This is a genomic window from Methylotenera sp., from assembly GCF_036401095.1.
Classification (GTDB): Bacteria; Pseudomonadota; Gammaproteobacteria; order Burkholderiales; family Methylophilaceae; genus Methylotenera.
The window spans coordinates 1-9,112 of record NZ_DASWWA010000013.1; the positions used below are offsets into that span (position 1 = coordinate 1).

Consider the following 9,112-nt stretch of genomic DNA (forward strand, 5'->3'; position numbering starts at 1 on the left):
CTTTTAAAAAACAGGGTGAGAAAATTTGCTAAAAAATATAAAGAAACTACGAGCCTTACTATTCCGAACATATCTAGATTAGAAATAGCATGCCAAGAAAAACTTCAAATCAAAACTAGGTCAATGACAATTTGGCTTTAAAAATAAACCACTACCGTATTGTTGCCACTATTCGGCCCCATCATCACTCCCCCCAATAAGCTAAAAGATGGCTGAAACCAATTAAGGTTTCAGCCATCCTTGTTTAAATAAAGAAACTGGATAAGTCTTGCAGCCAATCCAAGTTCCACTTCTTTTTGTTTCCATTATTGCGACTCAAAAGCATATAGTGAACTAGTGGTGATTCAGTTTAAGCCTACAGCCGTACAATTTGGAGCAGCAATTACGAATTGGGTAAACTCTCTATTACTAACTCTCATTTCAGCCTTGCCCATACTGAATTGAATAAAATTTACAGCGTCTTTTAACGATAACCGAGCCCCAACTTTGCGATTTACAGAAATTAGCAACTCTTCCGAGTTTATGCTTAATTTTAGAATAGCCTCCAACACCTCAGGTTTTCCTTCAATATTAACTAACGCAAGTTTTGAAAAATCGCTCTCAGGAAAATGCTGATTCATGAGCGTGTTAATTTTCCAAGCACTCATATGGCTAACGTTTGAATTAAGGGGCGCCGCTAGGCGTCCCGCTTGAATGATGGGTTAGGGGTTGCGACCATATTGACCAATTACCTTGATTTTACTTTCTTGAACCCAGCCGATGAAATCCTCTCCATCCTTGCCAATAAACATAACATTTACCCAGCCATCGTAAGATTTATAAACGGTAAGCGAATCACCTTTAATTACAAATACTCCTTTCACTTGGCACTTGCTGCTCGGAGCGTTATGAAAATAAAGCCTGCTATTTCCAATGACTTTGGCTTCCAATGGAGGGCGATAGTTTTCTTCTGCATTATCAACTCTGGATGCAAGTTTTGAACATTCAGATTCGCTAGCATAACCGAGTGATGTAGCGGTGCAGAGTAAGGACAAGACAATTACACGAAAAAACATGTTACCCCTAACGTTTGAATTAAGGGGCGCCGTTAGGCGTCCCGCTTGAATGATGGGTTAGGTGTTGTTACAAAACAGACCATTTGTAGCTCACCAATGAATTTGTTTTTAATTTTTACTGACTCAGGTTCATGAGCAAATGTTTCAAAGCCAGCGGAGGTGTAAAGGTTTATAGCCCTTTCGTTCACGTCCAATACTGTGAGATATATCTGCCTTAACCCTTGGATAGACTTTGCTCGTGAAATGGCTTCATTTACCAACGCCTTGCCAACACCCTTGCCTGCTGCCGAAGAATGAACAAACATACGAAATAAAAGTGCTTTGTGCTTTAGCTTTGTTCTTAAATCTCGCTCAACACTAACAGTTCCAACAAGGCAGGCATTTATAAATGCGCCTAAGGTAAAACTTTCATTTGAGAATTTAGTTTGAATTTGCGGGGATGGTTCATCTTTAATAGAAATACGGAAAAATTCGTCTTGCTCCAAAAGCGCATTACGCCACAACTCACTGTAAAGAGCTTTATCTGTTTCTTGAAGTGTGCGAATTTCCATAGACACCTAACAGTTAATATAGAGACCGATGGGTCTCTATATTAATAATTGAATGTTTGTTGCACATGGCTGGAATCCCTTGCTTTTTCTTGGTTTTAATGTTTCTCAGTCATCTTTGGTGAATATTAATATAGAGACGCAGAAAACACTATAGCTTACGGACACCCTTAATAAAGCCAGAATGCAAATTAATACTGTGACCAGCTGATCTCATCTTTAATAGTGTCTCTTAAAGTTGCTAAAGTGCTGGATGTTGCCAGATTGTGTTTATCACGAGGGTATATAAGGTAAACAGGATACGAAAACTCTGGCGCCTGAGGTACTAACTCAAGCGTGCCATCTTGCAAAGGAGTTTGAACGACACGAGTCCTGAAATAGCCACTGCCGCCATTGTTTTGTAAATAAAACAATGCAAGTGGTCCAAAATTAATAACCAGATTGGTTTTGGCCAGATGAGGCAAAGCTGCATCGTGCTGCTTCCGGAACTCCTTACCCCAGTCGATATATACATAAGGCTCTGGCTTGGATGGACAGCGAACCATTACCAGCTTTTCTTCTAAAATCTGTTCAACTTGCATACCTGCCCAATACTCCGGGCGATGAACCAAAATAATGTCGATCAAACCATGTTCGAGTTTTTGATGCAGAGTATGTGACTCACCAACTTCAACATTAATGGCCACATCTGATTGAGTCTCCCTGAGCTTATTTAGCCAGGCAAGCATCAATGGATTCCATAAGCTAAACTCACCGCCTATGTTAATAGAAACTTTATTACCCTCAGGTAATGGTAAATCCCTTCTTGCTGCCTCCCAAACCTGTATCAACTGGGTAGCATGGGCTATAAAATGCTTACCATTTTCAGTAAGTGTTGCCCCACTACGATTACGAACAAATAGCCTGCATTTAAGCTGATCTTCTAAAGTCTGTATCCTAGATGTTACCGTTGTCTGGGTAACATACAACCGCTCTGCAGCACTTATAAAGCTACCGGTTTTTGTTATTTCAATAAAAGTACGAATTAAGTTTATGTCCATCTTTATATCAAATTAATTTTCATTAATCACTCATTGTATTTTTCGGATTTAATTCTCAAATAGACCATACATAGCCTTAATAGTATTGTTTTTGTGTTCAAAAGACAAACTAAACACGACAAGTTAATATCAATTTTTTTGAATTTAAAATTCTTTAAAATTCATTATCCATCGACTAATTTAGAACTCATACTGACTCTAATTTAGTGAGTAGCAATAATGTTTAACGCCAGTACATTGTGTAATTGATAACTACCGTTATGAGTAAACATTGGCCACTTTCTCTAAAAACTAGTTTCTGAAAATTATAAGTTTTAGATTGAGACAATAGTAATGAACATTAGAATTTCAAAATTAACGCCCTCTCCTGCTGTTAACGCGTCGACTTCAAATCTAACAGCTGATTTGAATCACCCCGAGTTTTATGATGATTATGTTGTTAGACGTTTCACAATAATGGCGATAGTTTGGGGAGTTGTCGGCACGCTTATGGGCGTGATAATTGCAGCCCAACTTGTAAATCCTGAATTAAACTTAGGCTTACCATGGACAAGTTTTGGTAGATTAAGACCATTGCACATTAATTTGGTGGTTTTTGCCTTTGGCGGCTGTGCACTATTTGCTACTTCGTACTATGTCGTGCAACGTACCAGCCAAGCTAAACTAGCATTCCCCCTACTAGCTCGATACACTTTCTGGGGTTATCAAGCAGTAATTGTTGCTGCGATAATATCGTTACCTTTAGGTTATACGTCAGGTAAAGAATATGCAGAACTTGAGTGGCCAATTGATATATTGTTGTTTGTGGTTTGGATTTTATATTCCAAGGTATTTTTTGGCACAATTAAAGCCAGAAAAGTAAAACATATTTATGTAGCAAACTGGTTTTATGGCGCTTACATCATTGTTCTGGCGATTTTACATTTTGTAAACAGCATGGAGATTCCAGCTGGGTGGATGAAATCATACTCAGCTTACGCTGGTGTACAAGATGCGATGATCCAATGGTGGTATGGTCATAACGTAATTGGCTTTATGTTAACAGCAGGCTTTCTGGGGATGATGTACTACTTTGTTCCCAAACAAGCTGAACGCCCAGTGTACTCATATCGCTTGTCTATCGTGCACTTCTGGGGTCTGATTTTCACTTACATGTGGGCAGGCTCACATCATCTACACTACACCTCTCTGCCTGACTGGACACAATCAGTAGGCATGGTACTTTCATTAATCCTATTAGCGCCAAGCTGGGGCGGTATGATTAATGGCCTCATGACTTTATCAGGGGCCTGGCACAAACTGCGCGATGACCCTATCTTGCGCTTCCTGATTGTTTCATTGTCATTCTATGGCATGAGTACGTTTGAGGGTCCAATGATGGCGATTAAAACTGTTAACTCACTTTCACACTACACAGACTGGACAATTGGTCACGTGCACTCAGGCGCTTTAGGCTGGGTTGGTTTTGTATCGATGGGTGCACTCTACTTCTTGGTACCTCGCTTGTGGGGACTGAAACAAATGTACAGTAAGAAAGCGATTGAGTTGCACTTCTGGATGGCAACGATCGGCGTGGTTCTTTATATCACGGCAATGTGGATCTCGGGCGTTACTGCTGGCCTAATGTGGCGCGCAATGAATGACGACGGCACATTAACTTACACATTTGTTGAGTCTGTTAAAGCAATGCACCCATTCTACGTAATTCGCATGCTTGGAGGCTTAATGTATGCATCAGGCATGATACTTATGCTGTGGAACACAATTAAAACCATACAAAGTGGAAAGGCTGTACGCGCTAAGGTACCTTCAACGGTTTCTTATGCCTAATGCAATGAGTCCAAAAGATAGTGTGTAAGTGTGTAAGTTTCTACGAAAAGATTAGTCACTAATAAGCTTTCTTGTTGTGTATCGCTGATACTAGAAACCACTGTTGCAAAGTTATATGGTGACGTATGAGTGATTCTAATTGTCATATACTTACACCTTATGAAACCTTACACGCTTCCATTGTTTCCGCTTAATGTCGTAGTTTGCCCAGGAGGATTGTTGCCACTCAACATCTTCGAAGCAAGATATCTAGACATGGTTCGCACTTGCCTAAGGAACAAATCCTCATTTGCTGTTGTTGCAGTCATGCCAGAAGGTGAAACTTACCCAGAGGGCTACTTCCCATTTGCCAACATAGGTACATTGGTCGACATAGTAGATGCTGATGTCACGACAGTGGGCCTGATGACAATTCGCTGCGTCGGAAGACATAGAGTAAAAGTTGACTCTTACTTACAGCAGCCAGATGGTTTAGTAGTTGGCCAAGTGAACGACATTGCAAATGACCTTAATTCTCCGATACCTGAAGATTTAGAAAGCGTAGCCACCTCACTCCAGAATTTGTTGAAGTCCTTACCTGACAACGGAGCCTCACCAGAAAACATGCCTGTGGTTAAGCCGCATCAATTCCATGATGCTTCATGGGTTGCCAATCGATGGGTGGAGTTACTTGATTTACCTTTGCTGCAAAAACAGCGATTGATGCAACTGGACAGTCCTGTTTTAAGGCTGGAGCTCATCCATGATATTTTGCATGAAAACTCAGGTAAGAAAGTTTAAGGTTTGCCTACATGGACAAAATTAACATACAGAATAGTTTTCAGCTTGAATTTATTGCCTACTTCTCAATGCATCTGGAAAACCTACATTGTGAGAAAACTAAAAGCACGAATACCAAGCAACGTGATCGCTATATGCAATTGATCGCCTATGTTCAAGAAGCATCGTTTGAGCCAGCTTTAGAGAAATATAAGCAAATATCACTGGCAGATACTGAGATTGAGAACTTCACTGAATCCATGATAAAAACAGCCCAGAGGTTAGCTAGAATTGATATGGGGCTACCGTTAGTTATTGAGTAATGAAGTAAATCAATTCAAAAAAACGGTTGATTAGCTTCTACAAAGATGGTGGCGATTCACAGAACAAATTGTTAAGTGCTACTGAACAACTTCTATACTGACGTTTATCACGCCAGAAGAAGGGTTGCCGATACTACTGAATGCAGATTTTGAAAGATCAACGACTCGACCTTTTGCGAACGGGCCACGATCATTTACTTTCACAATAACGCTCTTGCCATTACTCTTGTTCGTAACTTTCACATTGGAGCCGAGAGGGATTTTGTTATGAGCAGCTGTTTTTAAACTATGGTTATACCGCTCCCCGCTAGCCGTTTTTCGATTCTGAAATTTACCGTCGTAAAAAGAAGCTTCTCCCGATTCAGTATGTCCTATCCAATTGTGATGAAATCCGGTTAAGTCTAAAAAAGACTCATCAATCGAATAAACTTCTTGATCAGGACTGAAGTGTCTCAGAATATTCATGACCCGATTACTCATATCGGCATACAGAGCATAGTTGCTGGATAACGCAATAATGCCATGCTGTTTGGCTAGTTCCTTCATCTTGAACCAGGGCGCCCCCATTGATATACCTATCGCTTTAACTTCGTTACTACGTGCAACAGCGCAACCATCGTTGTTACTAAGAACCACAATCGGCTTGCCAACCAGCTGCGGATTAAACACACGCTCACAGCTCACATAGAAGTTGTTCACGTCGATGAGTGCGATATGACGGGTTTGGGCAGGAATGGTTGACGCGTTCATTTTGATTATTGTAACAACAAACAAGAATCAGTGAAGCATTCGGGTTCATGATTTTACTGATACGGCATTCATGAACACCAATAGAGTTGATTTTTTGATGCAGCGTAAGATACATACATCAACAAACGAGTCGTTGAATTTAACTAAATAAGGAGATTATTATGTGGACAACACCAGCAGCTACTGAAATGCGTTTCGGCTTTGAAGTAACAATGTACGTAATGAACAAATAATTTCATTATGCGAATACAAAGGGAGCTTAGGCTCCCTTTTTTACATCTATAAATGTTGGCAGGAGTAAGCGTCTTAGGGTGCAATCAGGCGCTGAAGTTTTCACCTGAACATTTGTCTAACTTACAACGAACTCATTACCCTGGTTATTTAAATTTTAATTAAATTAAATAACCAACCTTACTTCCATTACCTAAGTAAGCAGCAATTAGCAAACAAGTCATTGCAACCAAGGTTAGATTCCTACGTAGCGGCATATACCAGGAAGGCAACTCAGCGTGATTGTATAGTTGCCTATCACGTATCAGAGCCACCGCAAAAAACACTGCAAGCAGCATAAATCCATAGTTCTTTGGAATTGATAACGAAATCCACGCGATTAAGGATGGCACTACGCTCCACAAAAATGATGTGCGCTGTTTGGTTATCGGCAGTTCATGCAGCAGCATTGCGAATGACCAGTGCAATGCGCCAACGAAGCTCAGAATAATTGCACCATAACTCAATAAAAAATGACGCCACATATCAATATGGCCATAGTCAAAAAACAAAAATACGGTGGGAACCAAAAAAGGTAATAAGCCACAGTAGCCGAGCAATTTTGGCATTGCTGAAAGATAGTGTTTTGTCATATTTTTAGTATTGAAGTTGTTTTCTCATTATATTTAACTTTCGAGCATCACCTAGCAACCACATCTGCAATTAACTCGGACTTGATTCAAACTCAATGATTTTAACCTTGGGCTTACCAAGCTCTTTCAGTAACAACTTGTAAGTATCCAAGTCGAATATCAACTCCAATTTATCTTCTGCAATCTTATCTAACGCAGACTCATCCTCAACAGAGCCTAAATAGACCCAATGCTCAAATAGATGCAGGGCTGATTTGTCATTAAAATGGTTTTTCTCATGAATACCTATTTTCCCTTTAAATGGCCATGTCTTTATCTTATGCGCAGCCATTGCCTGTGTGAGCCTTAAGCAATGCAGTTCTGAAGCTTCTTTACCTGCACACACCCCTTTGCAGCGTTTTAACTGGTGTGCAAAGCAGGCGCCCTTGCCGGACTCAAGCCCTAATACCTTCTGGCATAACTGATGTTGCTCAGCAATCTTATACAGCACTTCTGTCGCCTGTCGTTTAGACCTGAACGTTCCAAACAGTTGCCCCATGTTAGCCGGATCTATCTCATCCACTTGCACTAAAGAGACAATAGGAACTTGTGTTGGGTGTTCAGCAATACGCCATGAGCATAGCTGCCTTTCGCGTCTTAGTTGCCGATTGTAGATGGGCTGGCGCTCCTTAACTAGCTTCGACTCAAGTAGTAATGCGCTGAACCCTCCGGCAGTTTCAATCCACTCAACATGTTTGATTTCCTGGCTAATCCGCATCTCCTTGGTAGATGCATGGTCTCTACTAAAATGAGATAACACACGCTCGCGGATATTGATACTTTTACCGATATACAACGGAAGGCTGGTATCGCCGTAGAACAGATAAACGCCTGGTGTTTCTGGTAAATCATCAATCAATTGCGCATCGATATGAGATGGCAAGCTTTTAGAGCCCTTGAGCAGCGCTTCTGCGGTATTACGTATAACAACATCGCCCAATTCCTGACGTGCAGACTTTAAGAACCCTACCATCATTTCTACATCACCCATCGCCCGATGTCTGGACTCACAGACGAGTTCATGCCTGGCAATGATGGCGTCCAAACCATGACTACGATGTTGCGGATAAAGCTTACGTGAGAGCTTAACGGTGCAAAGCACCTTTTGCTTTAAATCGATGCCAATCCGTTTAAACTCATTCTTGAGAAAACCATGATCAAACCTGACATTATGCGCACATAGTACAGTGCCGTTTAGGTAGTCCAACAGCTCTCCAGAAATTTGCTTAAAGGTGGGTGCATTCGCAACCATTTCGTTGTTAATGCCGGTGAGCTGTTGGATAAAGCTGGAGATTGGAACTTCTGGATTAACTAGTGTTTGCCAACGAGACATTTCTTGCTCGCCTTCATACTTAATCAATGCGATTTCAGTGATTCGATCCTTGAGAGGTCTAGCGCCTGTCGTTTCTAGGTCTAGTAATACGTAGCTTGGTAACATGAATAGTTGTTATGTTGTTAAGGCGATAAGTTGCTGGATTGGAGTCAATTGCTCAGTTGAAGTTTCATCAAGATTAAAGACATTCGCTGAACCACTATTTGAAACGCCGAAAGGATCCAATGACTACTCCCCATACCTCAAATTGGATTTCTTCAGTAATCTCGATTGTCTTGAAGTCTTTGTTAGCTGGTAACAACCTAGGCATACCTGATGTATGTTTCCCTAATGTTTTAATTGTAAATTCACCATTTAGGACAGCAAGTACGATATCACCTACTCTGGCAGTCCTTGAGCGATCCACTACAGCTTTGTCATCAGGTAACAAACCGACATCGACCATTGAGTAACCTTTGATGGTCACAAAAATGTAGCATCTTTTTGATCAATTAAGTAATCATTTGTATCCAACCTTTTATCTACGTACTCCTCTGCCGGAGAAGGAAAGCCCGCAGATACTTTGGATACAT

General features: G+C 40.8%; 11 protein-coding genes and 2 pseudogenes. 4 read left to right on the forward strand and 9 right to left on the reverse strand.

Features of this window, described 5'->3' with window-relative positions:
* Positions 1-344: 344 nt before the first annotated feature.
* From VGD82_RS08530 to VGD82_RS08545, 4 genes are all read right to left on the reverse strand, one after another.
* The gene (locus tag VGD82_RS08530; protein WP_331019995.1) at positions 345-647 is read right to left on the reverse strand and encodes a hypothetical protein; all 303 of its coding nucleotides are present in this window, start codon (positions 645-647) and stop codon (positions 345-347) included.
* A gap of 54 nt (positions 648-701) precedes the next feature.
* Positions 702-1,055, reverse strand: coding sequence for a hypothetical protein (locus tag VGD82_RS08535; RefSeq protein ID WP_331019996.1), 354 nt, complete (start codon positions 1,053-1,055; stop codon positions 702-704).
* 32 nt (positions 1,056-1,087) lie between these two features.
* Entirely contained in the window at positions 1,088-1,606 is a 519-nt protein-coding gene (locus tag VGD82_RS08540) for a GNAT family N-acetyltransferase (RefSeq protein ID WP_331019997.1), read from the reverse strand.
* 188 nt (positions 1,607-1,794) lie between these two features.
* Entirely contained in the window at positions 1,795-2,643 is an 849-nt protein-coding gene (locus VGD82_RS08545; RefSeq protein ID WP_331019998.1) for a LysR family transcriptional regulator, read from the reverse strand.
* Between the two features lie 333 nt (positions 2,644-2,976).
* On the opposite strand from VGD82_RS08545, the gene ccoN reads away from it, so the two are divergent.
* The 3 genes from ccoN to VGD82_RS08560 all read left to right on the forward strand — a co-directional run bounded on the left by ccoN (position 2,977) and on the right by VGD82_RS08560 (position 5,555).
* Entirely contained in the window at positions 2,977-4,473 is a 1,497-nt protein-coding gene (ccoN, locus tag VGD82_RS08550) for a cytochrome-c oxidase, cbb3-type subunit I (protein ID WP_331019999.1), read from the forward strand.
* Between the two features lie 159 nt (positions 4,474-4,632).
* On the forward strand, positions 4,633-5,253 hold the full coding sequence (locus VGD82_RS08555) for an LON peptidase substrate-binding domain-containing protein (protein ID WP_331020000.1): 621 nt from the start codon (positions 4,633-4,635) through the stop codon (positions 5,251-5,253).
* Positions 5,254-5,264: 11 nt separating this feature from the next.
* Complete coding sequence (locus tag VGD82_RS08560) at positions 5,265-5,555, forward strand: hypothetical protein (protein WP_331020001.1); 291 nt, start codon at positions 5,265-5,267, stop codon at positions 5,553-5,555.
* 78 nt (positions 5,556-5,633) lie between these two features.
* Here VGD82_RS08560 and VGD82_RS08565 read toward each other — a convergent pair whose 3' ends face one another.
* A complete protein-coding gene (locus VGD82_RS08565) occupies positions 5,634-5,930 on the reverse strand; it encodes a septal ring lytic transglycosylase RlpA family protein (protein WP_331020004.1) in 297 nt (98 codons plus the stop codon).
* A gap of 12 nt (positions 5,931-5,942) precedes the next feature.
* Positions 5,943-6,305: pseudogene (locus VGD82_RS08570) on the reverse strand (DNA polymerase V subunit UmuC); the annotation flags it as partial.
* A 161-nt stretch (positions 6,306-6,466) separates the two neighbouring features.
* On the opposite strand from VGD82_RS08570, the gene pqqA reads away from it, so the two are divergent.
* A complete protein-coding gene (gene pqqA / locus VGD82_RS08575) occupies positions 6,467-6,538 on the forward strand; it encodes a pyrroloquinoline quinone precursor peptide PqqA (RefSeq protein WP_012777389.1) in 72 nt (23 codons plus the stop codon).
* A 159-nt stretch (positions 6,539-6,697) separates the two neighbouring features.
* Here pqqA and VGD82_RS08580 read toward each other — a convergent pair whose 3' ends face one another.
* The 3 genes and pseudogenes from VGD82_RS08580 to VGD82_RS08590 all read right to left on the reverse strand — a co-directional run.
* Complete coding sequence (locus tag VGD82_RS08580) at positions 6,698-7,168, reverse strand: DUF3429 domain-containing protein (protein WP_331020002.1); 471 nt, start codon at positions 7,166-7,168, stop codon at positions 6,698-6,700.
* Between the two features lie 70 nt (positions 7,169-7,238).
* On the reverse strand, positions 7,239-8,645 hold the full coding sequence (locus VGD82_RS08585; RefSeq protein WP_331020003.1) for an exonuclease domain-containing protein: 1,407 nt from the start codon (positions 8,643-8,645) through the stop codon (positions 7,239-7,241).
* A gap of 94 nt (positions 8,646-8,739) precedes the next feature.
* Positions 8,740-9,112, reverse strand: a pseudogene (locus tag VGD82_RS08590) (LexA family protein); the annotation flags it as partial.